At 68.3% G+C, this 14,915-nt stretch carries 13 protein-coding genes; 5 read left to right on the top strand and 8 right to left on the bottom strand.

From position 1 onward, the window contains the following. Positions 1-466 precede the first annotated feature (466 nt). Positions 467-1,378 (bottom strand): HpcH/HpaI aldolase family protein, encoded by a 912-nt coding sequence (locus GXW71_RS24675; protein WP_211855357.1) that lies wholly within the window; start codon positions 1,376-1,378, stop codon positions 467-469. On the opposite strand from GXW71_RS24675, the gene GXW71_RS24670 reads away from it, so the two are divergent. From GXW71_RS24670 to GXW71_RS24660, 3 genes are all read left to right on the top strand, one after another. Next, positions 1,365-2,735 carry an LLM class flavin-dependent oxidoreductase gene (locus GXW71_RS24670; RefSeq protein ID WP_211855356.1) on the top strand — a complete coding sequence of 457 codons (1,371 nt, stop codon included), beginning with the start codon at positions 1,365-1,367 and terminating at the stop codon, positions 2,733-2,735. The two genes, GXW71_RS24675 and GXW71_RS24670, sit on opposite strands and share 14 nt — an antisense overlap. Positions 2,736-3,017: 282 nt before the next feature. Then, complete coding sequence (locus tag GXW71_RS24665) at positions 3,018-3,992, top strand: tripartite tricarboxylate transporter substrate binding protein (protein WP_211855355.1); 975 nt, start codon at positions 3,018-3,020, stop codon at positions 3,990-3,992. 97 nt (positions 3,993-4,089) lie between these two features. Beyond that, positions 4,090-5,073, top strand: coding sequence for a Bug family tripartite tricarboxylate transporter substrate binding protein (locus tag GXW71_RS24660; RefSeq protein ID WP_211855354.1), 984 nt, complete (start codon positions 4,090-4,092; stop codon positions 5,071-5,073). Between the two features lie 65 nt (positions 5,074-5,138). Here the strand turns inward: GXW71_RS24660 and GXW71_RS24655 are convergent, their stop codons facing one another. Beyond that, entirely contained in the window at positions 5,139-5,936 is a 798-nt protein-coding gene (locus GXW71_RS24655; RefSeq protein WP_211855353.1) for a maleate cis-trans isomerase family protein, read from the bottom strand. Between the two features lie 193 nt (positions 5,937-6,129). Continuing rightward, complete coding sequence (locus tag GXW71_RS24650) at positions 6,130-6,993, bottom strand: tripartite tricarboxylate transporter substrate binding protein (RefSeq protein WP_246526861.1); 864 nt, start codon at positions 6,991-6,993, stop codon at positions 6,130-6,132. Positions 6,994-7,374: 381 nt separating this feature from the next. Between GXW71_RS24650 and GXW71_RS24645 the strand changes: the two genes are divergently transcribed. Then, entirely contained in the window at positions 7,375-8,052 is a 678-nt protein-coding gene (locus GXW71_RS24645; RefSeq protein ID WP_211855351.1) for a GntR family transcriptional regulator, read from the top strand. On the opposite strand, the gene GXW71_RS24640 is transcribed toward GXW71_RS24645, so the two are convergent. Genes GXW71_RS24640 through GXW71_RS24630 form a run of 3 tightly spaced genes read right to left on the bottom strand, consistent with a single transcriptional unit; the run spans position 8,049 to position 11,315 of the window. Continuing rightward, on the bottom strand, positions 8,049-9,218 hold the full coding sequence (locus tag GXW71_RS24640) for an NADH:flavin oxidoreductase/NADH oxidase (RefSeq protein ID WP_211855350.1): 1,170 nt from the start codon (positions 9,216-9,218) through the stop codon (positions 8,049-8,051). The two genes, GXW71_RS24645 and GXW71_RS24640, sit on opposite strands and share 4 nt — an antisense overlap. A 25-nt stretch (positions 9,219-9,243) precedes the next feature. Continuing rightward, positions 9,244-10,503: an NAD(P)/FAD-dependent oxidoreductase gene (locus tag GXW71_RS24635; RefSeq protein ID WP_211855349.1), complete on the bottom strand. Its 1,260-nt coding sequence runs from the start codon at positions 10,501-10,503 to the stop codon at positions 9,244-9,246. Further along, the gene (locus GXW71_RS24630) at positions 10,500-11,315 is read right to left on the bottom strand and encodes a GntR family transcriptional regulator (RefSeq protein ID WP_211855348.1); all 816 of its coding nucleotides are present in this window, start codon (positions 11,313-11,315) and stop codon (positions 10,500-10,502) included. Before GXW71_RS24630 ends, GXW71_RS24635 begins: the two co-directional genes overlap by 4 nt. A gap of 38 nt (positions 11,316-11,353) precedes the next feature. Here GXW71_RS24630 and GXW71_RS24625 point away from each other — a divergent pair, with 38 nt between their 5' ends. After that, positions 11,354-12,322, top strand: coding sequence for a tripartite tricarboxylate transporter substrate binding protein (locus GXW71_RS24625; protein ID WP_211855347.1), 969 nt, complete (start codon positions 11,354-11,356; stop codon positions 12,320-12,322). 305 nt (positions 12,323-12,627) lie between these two features. Here GXW71_RS24625 and GXW71_RS24620 read toward each other — a convergent pair whose 3' ends face one another. Beyond that, a complete protein-coding gene (locus tag GXW71_RS24620; RefSeq protein ID WP_211855346.1) occupies positions 12,628-13,926 on the bottom strand; it encodes an NtaA/DmoA family FMN-dependent monooxygenase in 1,299 nt (432 codons plus the stop codon). A 46-nt stretch (positions 13,927-13,972) separates the two neighbouring features. After that, a complete protein-coding gene (locus GXW71_RS24615) occupies positions 13,973-14,884 on the bottom strand; it encodes a tripartite tricarboxylate transporter substrate-binding protein (protein ID WP_211855345.1) in 912 nt (303 codons plus the stop codon). Between the last annotated feature and the right edge of the window lie 31 nt (positions 14,885-14,915).

The following is a 14,915-nucleotide window of genomic DNA, read 5'->3' as shown; positions in this document are numbered from 1 at the left end:
GAATGCGCCGCGCCACACATGAGCATGGGAACCCGGGAAGCCGGCGGAAGGGACGAAATGATCCGCGCATCTCCCCTGGCGTATCTCGAAGAGCGCGGGCGATACAGGTCGGCCGCCACACGCTGCCCAATTGGTCTGACGGCGGCGGTAGATGGCCGAAGCAAGGCGGCGCTGCCAAACGAGCGCTCCCGCCTTCGAAAGGGGAGGGCTCCACGGTGGCGCCGACGATACAGGAGCGAGGCCAATGTTGCGGCGAATCGAGGTTTCGCGCGGCTCGTGATCGGCGTCGGAGCGCTTCCGATTGGCTAGTCGAGGCCAGCGCTCATCACTGGATTGAGCCGAAGCAGTCCGACCCGCTGGCGTGATCCCCAACGTGGCGTTGCAACCGGCAACTGCGTCATCGAGATGCCGGCTGGATGTCGGTCGCTCCATCAGCCGGCGGCAGATGGCCTTTCGCGGCAACTCGTCATTCGCCGCCGCGAAGCAAACGAACCCGTGTCGAAGCGGCGCTCTGCAGCAAAGCCGCGTCATGCCCTGCGGAGAGGTAGCGCATCCCCATCGCCTGTGCGCGCTGGAGCTGGCTGTCGTCGGGCAAGCCGCCGATACCTGGCGTCTTGCCGTGACGTCGGCAGGCTGCAACGACCGCCGCCGCGCTCTCCCACAATGCCGGATCGTCCTTTCGTCCAGGCCGGCCGAGATCCGCCATCAGGTCTGACGCGCCCAGGAACAGCACATCCAGCCCCGGCACGGCCGCTATCTCGTCGATCGCCTCCATCGCACGCCTGGTTTCGATGATGCCAACGACGCTCGTCTCTGCCGTCAGCGCTGCGGTCGCGTCACCTTGCGAGATTGGCCGCCGGCGGAAATGCGGGAAGACCGGCGGCACTGGGCGGCGGCCGGCGGGCGGGAAGGTCGCCGCATGCACGATGGCGCGCGCGATTTCGACGCTCTCCACACGCGGAATCACCACGCCGAGCGCGCCCGCGGAAAGCGCCTGACCGATCGGGCCGTGAGCGCTGTCGGGCAGTCGGATCAGCGGCGTGATGCCGCATTCGAGCGCGGCCATGACCAGCGCATTCACCGCGTCTTCCGGGATCTGGTTGTGCTCGCGATCAATGACCATGACGTCGTAACCGGCGACGCCCAGGATGCGCGCGACGTCGCCGTCCCGCGCCAGCTGCGTGGTGACGACGAGCGCCACACCGCCTTCGGCAAGCCGCACCTTCATCCCGTTCTTCACCAAAGTCCGGCCTCGCTCGCTGCTCTGTCCGACGGCCTCTTCGGCACCTTGCGAAGAGGAATACGACTGGTATACCAGTCCGGGAGGGACCGCAACGGCGGCCATCCGCCTCTCGGGAGCAGTGATGACGACGCGCAAGATGCATCTCGGCCTCTCCATCCGTGCGCTGGGCTATGCGCAGGCGCCCTGGCGGCACCCCGAGGTGAAGGCCGACGGCCAGCTCGACTACGACAGCTTCCTCAAGGTCGCGAAGATCGCGGAGAGCGCCTGCTTCGACATGATCTTTTTCGCCGACAACGTCGGCTATATCGGCGGCGATACGCCTGCCGGCTCCATCGCCTACACCAATCGTGTCGTGGAGCTCGACCCGCTCATCCTGCTCTCGGCTATTGCCGCGAATACGCGCAACATCGGCCTCGTTGCCACCGCCTCGACCACCTTCAACGACCCTTACCAGATCGCGCGCCGCTTCTCTTCGTTGGATCATGTCAGTGGCGGCCGCGCCGGCTGGAATGTCGTGACCTCCTTCAACGATGCGGAGGCGCGCAACTTCGGCCTCGAGCACATGCCGTCCTATGACGAGCGCCACGAGCGCGCCGAGGAATTCGTCCAGGTCGTCAAAGGCCTGTGGGATGGGTGGGAGAATGACGCGCTGGTGCTGGACAAGGTCTCCGGGCAATTCGTCGACCCTGCCAAGATGCATGTGCTGAACCATGCCGGGAAATTCTTCAAGGTGATGGGGCCACTGACCTGTCCGCGCTCGCCGCAGGGCCGGCCGGTGTTGGTGCAGGCCGGCGACGGCGAACCGGCACGGCGCATCGCCTCGGCCCATGCCGACCTGGTCTACACGGCCGCGGTCAGCCTGCAGGCTGCCAAGGACTACGCTGCCTCCTTGCGCGGCATGTTGGCGGAGAAGGGGCGGGATTCCCATGCCGTGCGGATCATGCCTGCCGCCTCCGTCTTCGTCGGCCGTACGCGCGCCGACGCGGAAGGCAAGTACGAGCTGATGCAGGACCTGGTGCACGAACAGACCGGCCTGGCACTGGTCTACTCCCGCATGGGCGACATGTCCGACTATCCCCTCGATGGCCCGGTGCCGGAGCCGAAATACTCGAACTCCATGATGCAGAGTGGCGCACGCCGCTTTTATGACATGGCGCAGCGGGACAACCTCACCATCCGCCAACTCGGGCGCCGGCTTGGCGCTGGCACCTGGGGACGGCCGCCGGTGATGGGCACGGCGAAGGACGTCGCGGACCATATGGAAGAGTGGTTCACGGCGGGCGTTGCCGACGGCTTCAACCTGACCCCTGGCTGGCTGCCGCACCAGATCCAGGACTTCGCCGAACTGGTGGTGCCGGAGCTGCAGCGCCGCGGCCTGTTCCGGACAAGCTATGACGGCCGGACGCTCCGCGACCAGCTCGGCCTGGCCAAGCACCGCACGCATTGGGAGCTGGCGCGGGAAGCGGCATCTGCTCCCGCCGGGTTGGGCTGACCCGTGTGCTGCTGCCCCCTCGTCACACCGGCTGCTTCGGGCGCACGCGTGCGCCGGCACCGCGCGGGTCGCGGCGCGGCGACGCGTTTGCATCGCGTGGCAACACATTTGCATGTGGCAGCACACTTGCACGAGCGCAGTCGGTGGGAGGGTGCTGCGTGCGGGCGGAGCGCTGTGGCCGCCGCCCTGAGCTGAACGACCGATTTGCCGTAACGCCGGCATAGACCGGCTAGGCGCTGGAGAGGGAGTGCCGCAGACGCCCGACAGGGCGATGGAGACGAGATGCTCAAAGCTCTTTCCCGCCGAGCGACCTTCGCGCTGGCCATTGCGACACCGACGATCGTCCGCGCGCAACCCTACCCCACGCGCCCGATCCGCTTCATCTCGCCCTACGCCCCTGGCGGGACCGGCGACATCATGGCGCGGCTGATCGCCACCGGCGTATCGGCGAAGCTGCATCAGCCCGTCGTGGTGGAGAACCGCCCGGGCGCCAATGGCGTAATCGGCGCGGATGCGGTCGCTAAGGCCGCGCCCGACGGATATACCTATGGCGTGGTCGTGTCGTCACACACCATCAACAAGGCGGTGCGCGGCGACATGCCTTTCGATCCGGTGACGGATTTTGAGCCGGTCTGCCTGGCCGTGCGCACGCAATTCGCACTGACCATCACGGGCAATATACCGGCGGCCACGACACGCGACTTCATCGACTATGCGCGAGCCCGTCCGGGCCAGCTTTCCTTCGCTTCGGCAGGCTCGGGCAGCAATGTGCACGTCTTCCTCGAATGGTTCTGCCGTCGCGCGGGAATCGAGGCGACGCATGTGCCCTATCGCGGCAGCGGATCATACCACACCGATCTGCTGGCTGGCCGGGTGCAGTTCACGATCGACGGCTATGCCTCCTTTGCCCAGCACTTTCAGAGCGGTGCCCTGAAGCTGCTCGCGATGGGCGGGCCGAGCCGCTTCAGCCAGCGGCCCGACGTGCCGACGATCGCGGAGGCCGCCGGCATTGACGGTTTCGAAGCCGGCTCCTGGGCTGGCGTCATCGCGCCGGCACGCACGCCCGGACCGATCCTGGACATCATGAACGCGGCCGTCGTCGCGGTGATGCAGGAAGCGGAGGTGCAGCGGCGGACAATCGAGCTGGGTGCCGACGTCACCGCCGGCAGCCGCGCCGATTTCGGACGTGTTCTGCAGACCGAGGCTACGCGCTTCTCCGCGCTGGTGCAGGAATTCGGCATCACCGCCGCAGGCTGAAAAGGGGGGACACGCCCCCTGCAAGATGATCGGGAGAACGCCGCGGCACGACAAAACGCCGCGCCACCGTGCGCACCCTGTCAAGGAGTGTGGGACATTGCCTTCCCGTCGATCCATCCTTGCCCTGCCGGCACTGCTCGCCGCCGCGGGCGGGCAGCAGCGCGCCGCGCGCGCGTCGGAAACCTATCCTGACCGTCCGGTGACCATCGTCGTCGGCTTCGCCGCCGGTGGTTCGACCGACCTCGTCGCACGGCTGATTGCCCAATCTCTGAGCGAGGCGTTGAAGCAGAGCTTCGTCGTCGACAACCGCACGGGCGCGGCGGGCGTGGTCGGCCATACCGCCGTCGCCCGCGCCAGGCCGGACGGCTACACGCTGCTGATGGCGACGAACAGCACCTATGTCATGGCCCCGTTCCTCTACGGCAACATTCCCTACGACAGCGAAACCGCCTTTGCGCCAATTTCGCTGGTCGGGAACAATGGGCAGGTGCTGAGCGTACATCCCGCGCTGCCCGTCCGGGATATCGCGGGACTGGTCGACTACCTCAAGACGCGCCCCGGGCAGGTGAACTTCTCCACCTCGGGCGTCGCCGGCACCAGCCACATGGCGACCGAGCTCTTCATGTCGATGTCGGGCGCGAGCATGACGCATGTGCCCTATCGCGGCGGCGGCCCGGCGGCGCAGGCACTGATGACGGGCGAAGTTGGCGCCTGCTTCGTCGATGTGGCGACGGCGGCACCGCTGGCGGCGGATGGCAAGGTGCGGGCGCTCGGTATTAGCAGTCTGCAGCGCTCGCCGCTGTTGTCGGATGTACGGAGCATCAGCGAGTCGCTTCCGGGCTTCGAATCCTCGACGGATTTCGCCTTGCTCGCGCCGGCCGGCACGCCCGAACCAGTTCGGCAGCAACTCCATCGCGCACTGACGGCGGTGCTGGCGGATCCGGTGCTAAAGGGCAAGCTTGAGCAGCAGGGCGTGAACGTGATTGGCAGCACGCCGTCGGAATTCAGGCGCTATCGCGCACAGGAAGTCGCCCGCTGGGGCCGGATCATCACCGAGCGCAACATCCGTGCGCCGTCCTGACAGCGGGCGGGAGAAGGCGCGCGTCGCGGAGGAACCGGAGGGAAGCGCACCCCCTCCGACAGGGTTCAGGCGGCCTTGGCCGCCGCAGGCGGCGCGAAGCTCTCCATCGTGATCGGGTCGAGGCACTCGCTCAACAGCCTGCCGTGACCCTCGATCCTGTCGCGCAGCCCCAGCATGCGCAAGCACGCCCAGAAGCAGGACTGGTTGCTGGTCACGACCGGCTTGCCCAGATCCGTCTCGATCTGCTGGATCACATCGATGGTCGCGAGGTTGGTGCAAGATATGAAGATGGTGTCCGCATCCGGCCGGTCGGTGGCGAGCGCCATGCGGTAGACGTGCTCGGGCGGCACGCGGCCGATGCCGCGGCGCTCCTCCTGTGTCTCGCCCAGGCGCAGACCGTGCATCGAGGTCACCTCGAAGCCGTAGTCCTTCAGGAACTTGATCTCACTGTCGTTGACGAAGTCGACATAGGGCGTCGCCACGGCGACCTTGCGCGCGCCGAGCGCGCGCAGAGCGGCGACCACGGCGCCCGCGGTCGCGATCGCCGGCACCTTCGTGCGCTGCTGCAGGTCCGCCACGATGTCCTGCAGCGAGCAGACGATCGACCCCGAGGTGCAGCCATAGGCGACGACATCGACCTCGGCCGTCGCGAGGTCGTCGGCCGCGACCTTCACAGCCTCGGCCATGCGGAAATAGCTTTCCTCGGTCGCCTTGCCGAGCAATGTGGCGCGCCCGGTGTGGATGGTCACGCCCTTGGGCGCCAGGCGCCAGAACTCGGGCTCATTGATGGTGTTGGTCGAGGGAACGATCAGTCCGATCTTTCCGCGCCAGCCATAGGGGCGATAGTCAGCGACAGCCTTCATTGCGTGATCTCCCTTGTTACGTCAGGCATGGCCGGCAAGCGAACGCAGCCGTGGGGCTGCGCCGGAAAGCGCATGGACAGGATCGCGGCCTGGTTGGCGAAAGGCATCCAGCCGATCCCCCGGACGAACCTTTTCTTCTCGGCGCCGAGATCCTGACTTAAATCTTCGCGCCCCGATCATGGATACTGGCCGTTCACCCGTTCCAGGGGCGAATGCGCCAGAGCGCGCGATGCGCGGCATCCACCTCCCTGAGATAGGCGACATAGTCGACCGGGGGCAGGAAACGCAGCGGCTGGAAGGTTCGCTCGCTGGTGGCGACGAAGTCCGCATTGGCCAGCACGCGGCTGACCGCGCCGGAGAGCTTCTGCGCAACCTCGGGCGGCAGTCCCCTCGGCGCGCCGATCCCGCGCAGGGAGCCGCCGCGCAGGTCATACCCCGCTTCCTTGAAGCTCGGCACGTCCGGCGCCATGGAGGAGCGTTCCGCGGCCATCACGCCAAGGGTGCGATAGGGCTGCTGCTGGGCGAATGTGAGGCTCTCGCCGAGATTGGCGGTGGTCACCTGAATTTGCTTCTGCAGCATCGCGAGCGCGGCCGGCGCCGCGCCGGCATAGGCCACTGGCTCGAAGCGCACGCCCGCCGCCTGCTCCAGCAGCAGCATGGCGATGTGGCCGGCCGAGCCAACGCCCTGCGTACCAAGCGTCACTTGGCCGGGCGCCGCCCGTGCCGCGGCGACAAGATCGGCGATGGTCCTGATCGGGCTGTCTGGATGCACGGCGAAGGTGGCCGGATCCTCGACCACGCCGGCGATGAAGGCGAAGCTGTCCATCGACCAGCGCGGCGAGCGCTCGATCGGGATGGTCACGACGCCAGGCGTGTTGATGATGCCGAGCGTATAGCCGTCAGGCCGTGCGTCCGCGATGGCCGACAATCCGATCTCGCCGCCCGCGCCGCCTCGGTTCACCACGACGATCGGCTGGCCGAGCTCGGCCTCGAGATACCGCGCGAGGGTGCGCGCGGAAATGTCGGTGCCCCCGCCGGCCGCGAAGGGCACGATCATCTGGATCGGCCGGTCGGGCCAAGCCGCGCGCGCGGGGGAAGGGGCTGCGAGCGCGCCGCTCGCAAAGAGGCCAAGCACCATCCGACGCGGGATGGTCTGCGTCGTGGTCGCAGCACATCCAGGGCTCTGGGTCGGAGGCAACCCGGACGGGGCATTGGCCAGCCTGGCCATGCCCCGTAGAACTGGCGATCGCCGCAGCATGAGGGCTCCTCAGACCGTGTCGAACGCCGTGTACCGTCGCAATCTCCCCTGCCGCTGGTTCAGCCGGCCTGGCCCGGAGGCCGGCGGCTGCCAGCACGATCCCTCGTGCATGCGGTCTGTGGGTGGTATACCGGCAGAACACCTGCCCGGCAACGCAGTTTCAGGCGACAAGACTCAACGATGATGCATGACGATAGCGGACGACCGGGCGAGGAGCTCTTGCACCAGGGCCGCAGCGCGGCTGGGCACGCCTACGACCAGCTCGTCGAAATGCTGCTCTCCCGGCGTCTCGAACCCGATGACGTCGTCCAGGAACGGCGCCTGGCGGCCGAACTCGGCGTCTCCCGCACCCCGCTGCGAGAGGCAATGCACCGGCTGGAAGGGGAGGGCATTCTGGCACGGCGCTCGGACGGCGCGCTGGTCGTCCCGCGCCTCGACGCCGAGGAGACCCTCGAAGTCCTGAGCGTCCGCCGCCTGCTTGAAGTCGAAGCCGCCGGCGCCGCCGCCGGCAAGGTGCCGTCCGCGGTGATCGAGGCCCTGCGCCGTCGCGTGCAGGCGCTGGCCGCTACCGGCGATCCGGCGAGCCCCGAGCGGCTGCTGCTGGACCTCGATCTGCACCGCGCCATCGGCGAGGCCTGCGGGAACCGGTGCCTGGCGCGCATGATCGCGGATATGCGCCGCCGTACGCAGCTCTTCGCGACGCGCCGGACGCCGGAGCGGCTCGAGCCGATCTGCGCCGAGCATCTGAAGATTCTGCGTGCGCTCGAAGCCGACGACGCCGAGGCGGCACGAAAAGCCATGGCCGAGCACATCGACGCCACGCGGGCCGGCATCATGCGGCGCCTGGGAGCCGTCTAGACCGCCTGCGCCTCTTCCCGACCGGTCGGATATGCGCGGCGCACTTCCTCGCGCCGTTCGAGCCACCAGGCGTAGGGACGCGGCAACAGACTGTGCGGCGCGGGCACGCCGAGCGCCGCCGCCGCATGCACTGGCCAATTCGGGTTCCACATCATCTCGCGCGCCAGGGCGACCAGGTCGCATTGGCCGGCCTCGAGATACCCCTGGGCTTGATGCGCATCGGTAATCAGGCCGACCGCCATGGTGGGAATACCCGTCTCGCGCCTGATGCGTTCGGCGAAGGGGACGTGATACCCCGGCACGCGCGGCACGATGTGCAGCGTCAGCGGCCCCTCGATGCCGCCTGAAGAGCAATCGAGCATGTCGACGCCGAGCGTTTTGAGCTCGCCAGCGAACAGCACCGTGTCTTCCAGGCTCCAGATGCCGCCCCGGCCGTCGACGCAGGAGACGCGGAAGAAGAGCGGCCGATCAGCTGGCCAGGCCGCCCGCACGGCTTCGACCAGCTCCAGCCCAAACCGCATCCGGCCGCGGATGTCGCCACCGTAGCCGTCGGTGCGCTTGTTGGTGATGGGGGAAAGGAACTGCTGGATGATGTAGCCATGCGCGCCGTGGATCTCGCAGATGTCGAAGCCGGCATCGAGGGAGCGCCGCGCGGCGTCGACGTGGAGCTGGATGACGGCACGGATGTCGTCGCGGTCCATCTCCTTCGGTACCGTTGCGCCTTCCTTGAAGGGGATGGGGCTGGGCGCGATGCCGGCCCAGGGGGCGCGGCCCTTCGCAGCATCTTCCGCGCCGAGGGGCGCGAAGCCGTCCCATGGTGCGCGCGTCGCGACCTTGCGCCCGGCATGGCCGAGCTGGATCGCCGCCGCCGCGCCCTGACCGCGGATGAAGTCGGTGACTCGCCGCCAGGCCTTCACCTGCGCATCCGTGTAGATGCCCGGGCAGTCATAGGTCTTGCGGGAGCGTTCGGAGACCGAGGTCTCCTCGCAGAACACCACGCCGGCGCCGCCCATGGCGAATTTGCCGAGATGGACCAAGTGCCAGTCGGTCGGCGCGCCATCCACCGCCGCATACTGCGACATGGGCGAGACCACGACGCGGTTGCGCAGGGTCAACCCGCGCAGGGTAAGGGGTGTGAAGAGCAGCGGCGGTGCGTTCTCGGGCATTGGGCGATCCTCCAGCGGAACCAGGTCAGGCGGTGCGCAACGCGGCGAAGCGGCCGGGCGCATAGGGGGTGGGATCGAGCGACGGCGGCGCGCCGGTCATCAGTGCGGCGAGCAGCCGGCCCGTCGCCGGGGCGCTGGTGAGGCCGAGATGGCCATGGCCGCAGCATAGGAAGAGGCCTGGGCGTCGCCCTGCCGCGCCGATCAATGGCAAACTGTCGGGGGTGCCAGGCCGCGGGCCCATCCAGAGGCGCGGCGGCCCATGCGTGAGGCCGGGAAAGAGGGCGCGCGCCTGCGCGGCCAGACGCAGCGCGCGGGCCTCCTCGGGCGGGGCGTCCAGGCCGGCGATCTCGACGGTCCCGGCGACGCGCAGGCCATCGGACATCGGCGCGAGTCCCACCCCGCGGCTGCGCACCGAGATCGGCATGGGGAGGGTGATCGATGGCGCGGGCAGCATCGCGTGGTAACCGCGCTCGGCCTCCAGCGGCAGGCTGAGGCCGAGGGGCGCCAATAACGGGCGCGACCAAGCGCCGGCGGCCATCACCACGCGCGCGGCCCGGTGATTGGCGATGCCGGTCATCACCATCCACCCGTCGCGTTCCGGGACCAGCTTCTGCACCCCCTCCAGGAGGATCGCACCGCCTTCGGCACGCAGCGTATCGGCCAGTGTGGCGACCAGCCGGCCAGGATCGACGCAGAAGCCGTTGCCCGGCAGCAGCAGGCCGCTTTGCACAGAGGGTGCGAGGCCTGGAAACAGGGCCTTGAGCGCCGCGCGGTCGAGCCGCTCGCTCGCGATGCCAGCCGCCTCCCGCAGGCTGCGGTCGAGAGCGGCCTGGGCAGGGCTGGGGGGCGCCTCGCTGGCCAGCACTTGGCCGCTCTCGCGGAGCAGCGCGTCGGCCTGCGCCGGGCCCAGTAGTGCGCGCCAGCCGGCGAACGCGTCCCGCAGCAGGGCGTGCAGGGCCAGCGAGATCGGTCGGACCCGCGTCTCCCGCCCGGCTTCCAGCCAGCGCAGCAGCCAAGGTAGCGCCCAGGGGAGGTAGCCTGGCCGGATGGCCAGCGGGCCCATCGGGTCCAGCAGCCAGCGCGGCACCTGCCGCCACATCCCAGGCAGGGAGGAGGGCGCGACGATTGCTGCGCTGATCATCCCCGCATTGCCGAAGGAGGCGCCGCCGGTGCCCGGGGGCAGGCGCTCGATCACCGTGACTGGAACGCCCACCCGGCGCAGCGACAGCGCCGCCGTCAATCCGGCCACACCGCCCCCGAGCACCAGGGTGGCTGGAGCCGTCACAGCGCTGCCAGCCGCTGGAGGATGACGGTCCGCAGGGAATCGACATGCGCCGCCATCGCGGCGCGAGCAGCTTCGGCATCGCCGGCCAGCAGCGCCGCGATGACGCGGCGATACTGCGCACACGCCTCCTCGAGCCGACCCGGCTGCGGCGGTGTCGCGAACAGCAGCATCCGACGCCGCAGATCCTCGAGCAGGCGGGTGAGATTGCCGCTGCCGGCGGCGGCGGCAATGGCGCGGTGCAGCGCGATGTCGACCTCCAGCCGTTCTGCCTGCCGGTCCGCCAGAGGCCGACCGACGTCGAGCAGCGCTGCCACCCGCTCGTCCAATGCCCGTAGAAGCGCTGGGTCGATGCGGGCTGCCGCGAGGGCAGCCGCCTCGCCTTCGATCAGGCGGCGCAGATGAAGGATCTCGAGGAACTCTTCGACGGAGATTCGGCGTACCCGCAGAACACCGCCTGGCAGGCGTTCCAGCAGGCCCTCGCCTTCCATGCGCCGCAGGGCCTCGCGCAGGGGCGTGCGGGAGATGCCGAGCGCGGCCGCGACCGCCCGCTCCGAGATCGGCTGGTCGAGCGGCAGCCCGTGGGTCAGCAGCAATTCGTGCAAATGCGCGTAGGCGCTGTCTGCGACGTTGCGCCTGGGCGAGCTAGTCGGCGCTGCGTGCGGCGCGAGGTGGTCCATGGCGCTCCGGGGTAGCGCCGCGCGATCGCTGCGCGTGGGCTTGGCAGGACGATATACAATCATTATACCACCTGTACTCCACTCGGCAATCGGCGCCAGACCGATACGGCAACGCCTCACGAACGGCCCAAACATGGGCGCCGCACCGGCGCTGATATTCCGGGAGCGCCGCCATGCCGCCGATCTTCGCCCATCATCGCCGCAGGATCCTAACCGCCGCGCTGGGCGCGCTTGCCGCGCCCGTGACGGCGCGAGGCAGCGACTATCCGTCTCGCCCGCTGACGCTGATCGTTCCCTTTGGCCCAGGCGGCGGGAATGATGTGACGGCGCGCACGCTCGGCCAGTTCCTCGAAAAGGTGCTCGGGCAGCCCATCGTGGTGCAGAACCGTCCTGGCGCCGGCGGCGAAGTCGGCATAAACGCCGTCGCGGATGCCCGGCCGGATGGCTATACGTTTGGCATCTTGAACACGCCTGGGCTGGTGACGATCCCGATCGAGCGCCAGCCGCGATGGTCGCTTGACAGCTTCGCCTTCGTCGCCGGCTTGGTCGAGGATCCGGGCACCATCGCCGTGCATCCCGACAGCGGCATCACGACGGTGGCGCAACTGGTCGCCGCCGCGCGGCGGGAGGACGGCTTCACCATCGCGGCGCAGGGGCGCGGCTCAACGAGCTTTCTCTCGGTGCGCATGCTCGAACAGGTCGCCGGCGTTCGCTTCGAGCCGGTCATCTATCCCTCGTTGCCGCAATGCGTGCTGGCGCTGGGGCAAAAGGAGGTCCGCGGCGCCGCCGCCAATCTGGGCGAGGGCCAGGTCATGGCCGAAGGTCGGCCATGGCGGCTGGTGGGCGTGATGGCCGAAACGCGCTCGCCGCTTGCACCGGAGGTACCAACCTTCAGGGAGCAGGGCTGCGATGTGACCATCGGCAGCCTGCGCGGCTTCGTCGGCCCGCGAGGAGTCCCCGAGGAGATATCGGCGCGCCTCGGCTCTGCGATCGCGACCATCTTTGCGGACCCGGAGTTCCTCGCCCTTGCCCGGCGCACGCAGCAACCGCTCCGCCTGCTCGATCAGACGGCCTATGCTCGACATCTTCTCGATGCAGACCGGACGTTCCGCGCGTTGTGGGCGGCACGCCCGTGGCTTTGAGCATGGGGCGCACCGGAGTACCGAATCGCGGCTTGAAGGCTGCGGCACAAGCTGACCGAGGCCGGCTTCACCGGCGCGATCGCGACGGTCTGGGGCCGCGGCTATGTACTGCGCGAGACCGCCGAGGTGCCCGCCGCCGCACCGCCACCGCGCCGGCCGTCGCCCGCGCCGCTGCCTGAGGCGCGCCGCCACCCGGACAGCGGAGCCTACCGCACGGACGGCGTCGCGAGCACTCGACAGCGGTGGGCAACTTCCAGCGTACAATCGCGTCTCGGCACGCTCGCGCACCGCGCGGTGCAGGGGCGTCAGAACTCCAGGAGATTCTCGCGAAACGTGTCGTGGGCGTAGCGCCGCTTCACGAGACCGCGCCGCTGCAGCTCTGGTACCAGGCCGTCGCAAATTTCGGCGACGTAGCGGCGGGTGAACTCGCCGTTGAAGATCAGAAAGCCGTCGCCTCCGACTTCCTGCATGATTTCCGCCATCATGCCTGCGACGTGGTCGACCGTACCAGTGTAGTCGATCCCTGACTTTGTGGCGTATCCCAGAGCGATCTCGCGCGGCGTCCGGCCGGCATACGCGGCGGTGCTCGACTGATGGCCGTTTGAGGTCAGATCGGGCAGTGGCTCGTCCAGGTCGAACTTTGAAAAGTCAATGCCACTGATGCGGGCCATCATGGCGAGGCTCATATCCAGATGCGCCGCCGCATCCGCAAGCTCGCGATTGCGTCGATCGCGCGCGGCCTCGATGGAAACGTCGATGATCGGGTAGGCCAGGAAGAGGACCTTGATGGATCGCGGGTCACGCCCTTCAGCCTCGGCGAGGTGGTGGATTTCCTGCCGATACGCCTTCATCGCCGAGACGCTCGTCGCGTTGGTGATGATGGTGTCGGCCCATCGTGCGGCGAAGCGCTGGCCGCGCGGCGATCCGCCGGCCTGGCATAGCACCGGCCGGCCCTGCGGCGAGCGTGGTGCGCTGAGTGGGCCGCGGACGCTGAAATACTTCCCCTTATGATCGAGAGCGCGGACCTTGCTGCCGTCGGCGAAGAGATGGCGATCACGATCGAGCACAACGGCGTCCGGCTCCCAGCCCTCCCAGAGCTGCGTGACGATCGACGTGAACTCATCGGCGATTTCGTAACGCTCATCGTGGAGGTGGTGCTTGTCGCGCCCGTAGTTCTGCGCTCCGCCATCATTGCTGCCCGTGACGATGTTCCAGCCAACGCGGCCTTCCGTCACGTGATCGAGGGAGTTCACCAGGCGCGCCAGAAGAAACGGCGGGTACTCGCTGGTAGAGAGCGTGGGAATGATACCGAGCTTCTTGGTTGCCATCGTCAGCCAGGGAACGAGCACGGCGGGGTCCAGCTTAGGCGCTCCCGCTGCGTACTTCAGATACGTGTCGTGGGTCCCTTGGTAGGTGTAGGGGACGTTGCAGCTGTCCTCGATGATCATGTAGTCGAAGCAGGCGCGCTCCATGCTGCGCGCCAGATCCTGGAAGAGGTCCGGCATCATCCAGCGTCGCTGATCGCCCGCCCAGTCGTGGCGCCAACCTTTCGGCCCGTAGCCGCGCGAAAGGAACCATGCGAGATGAAAAGGCGAGCTGCTCATAGCGTCTTCCCAAGCAGGTGTTTGGCCGCCAGCGTGCGGCGATGCACTAGTCGACCCGCATCCCGGTTTGTTGGACGACGCGGCGCCACTTCGGGATCTCCTCGAGCACCATCGCGCCGAGCTCCTCCGGAGGGCCGGCAACCGGCTCGAAGGCCTGATCCTTGAGGAGCTTGTCGAGTTCGGGTGACCGGATCGCCGCGGTGATCGCGCTGTGCAGCCTGGTCATGATGTCCGCCGGTACGCCGCTCGGCACGAACAGGGCCTGCCAGCTGTTGACGATCACCTCCGGCAGGGTTTCCGACATGGTTGGAACCTCGGGTACGAAGGGGCTGCGCGCTGCGCTGGTGATCGCCAGCGCCCGCAGCGATCCATCGGCGAGAAATGGCAGCGTGGCCGGCAGGGTGACGATCGTGCCGTCGAGCGTTCCAGCGACCGCGTCCTGCACCGCGTGCCCCCCACCGCGATAGGTGACCGGCGTGACCTTCACTCCGGCCAGCTCCAGCAGTGCCGTCGTCATGCGCCCAGGCGAGGTCGCGCCGGAATGGCCGATGGTGATGTCGCGACCACCGGTGGCCGCCGCAATGAAATCCGCAAAGCTGCGCAGGGGGCTGTCCCTTCCGACGGCCAGGACTTGCGACAGTGTGGCCACAAGCGTGAGCGGCGCGAGATCGCGGACGGGATCGAACGGCAGGTTCGGCATGACGCTCGGGTTGACCGTGAGCGGCTCGCTGGCGATCAGAAGGGTGTAGCCATCGGGTCGTGCCTTGGCGACGGCATCCATGCCGATGCTTCCGCCCCCGCCACTCCGGTTTTCCACCACCATTGACCAGCCCCGCATTTCGCCGAGCTTCCTGGAGATGGCGCGCGCGAGCATGTCGAGACTGCCCCCTGGCGCCGAGGGGACGATCATTCGCATGGGACGCTCGGGGAATGCCTCGGCGGCCGCCAGGCTGGGCATGGTCAGTGTCAACCCCGTGCTCAGAAGGCCT

The organism is Plastoroseomonas hellenica (assembly GCF_018129085.1).
Classification (GTDB): Bacteria; Pseudomonadota; Alphaproteobacteria; order Acetobacterales; family Acetobacteraceae; genus Plastoroseomonas; species Plastoroseomonas hellenica.
The sequence above is the reverse complement of the archived record's forward strand: the minus strand, read 5'-3'. Positions and strand labels throughout refer to the sequence as shown.

Coding starts and splice junctions, on each gene's coding strand:
- GXW71_RS24670 (WP_211855356.1), top strand. CDS start 1,365: ATGACGACGCGCAAGATGCATCTCGGCCTCTCCATCCGTGCGCTGGGC.
- GXW71_RS24665 (WP_211855355.1), top strand. CDS start 3,018: ATGCTCAAAGCTCTTTCCCGCCGAGCGACCTTCGCGCTGGCCATTGCG.
- GXW71_RS24655 (WP_211855353.1), bottom strand. CDS start 5,936: ATGAAGGCTGTCGCTGACTATCGCCCCTATGGCTGGCGCGGAAAGATC.
- GXW71_RS24650 (WP_246526861.1), bottom strand. CDS start 6,993: ATGATCGTGCCCTTCGCGGCCGGCGGGGGCACCGACATTTCCGCGCGC.
- GXW71_RS24645 (WP_211855351.1), top strand. CDS start 7,375: ATGATGCATGACGATAGCGGACGACCGGGCGAGGAGCTCTTGCACCAG.
- GXW71_RS24640 (WP_211855350.1), bottom strand. CDS start 9,218: ATGCCCGAGAACGCACCGCCGCTGCTCTTCACACCCCTTACCCTGCGC.
- GXW71_RS24630 (WP_211855348.1), bottom strand. CDS start 11,315: ATGTTTGGGCCGTTCGTGAGGCGTTGCCGTATCGGTCTGGCGCCGATT.
- GXW71_RS24625 (WP_211855347.1), top strand. CDS start 11,354: ATGCCGCCGATCTTCGCCCATCATCGCCGCAGGATCCTAACCGCCGCG.
- GXW71_RS24620 (WP_211855346.1), bottom strand. CDS start 13,926: ATGAGCAGCTCGCCTTTTCATCTCGCATGGTTCCTTTCGCGCGGCTAC.
- GXW71_RS24615 (WP_211855345.1), bottom strand. CDS start 14,884: ATGCCCAGCCTGGCGGCCGCCGAGGCATTCCCCGAGCGTCCCATGCGA.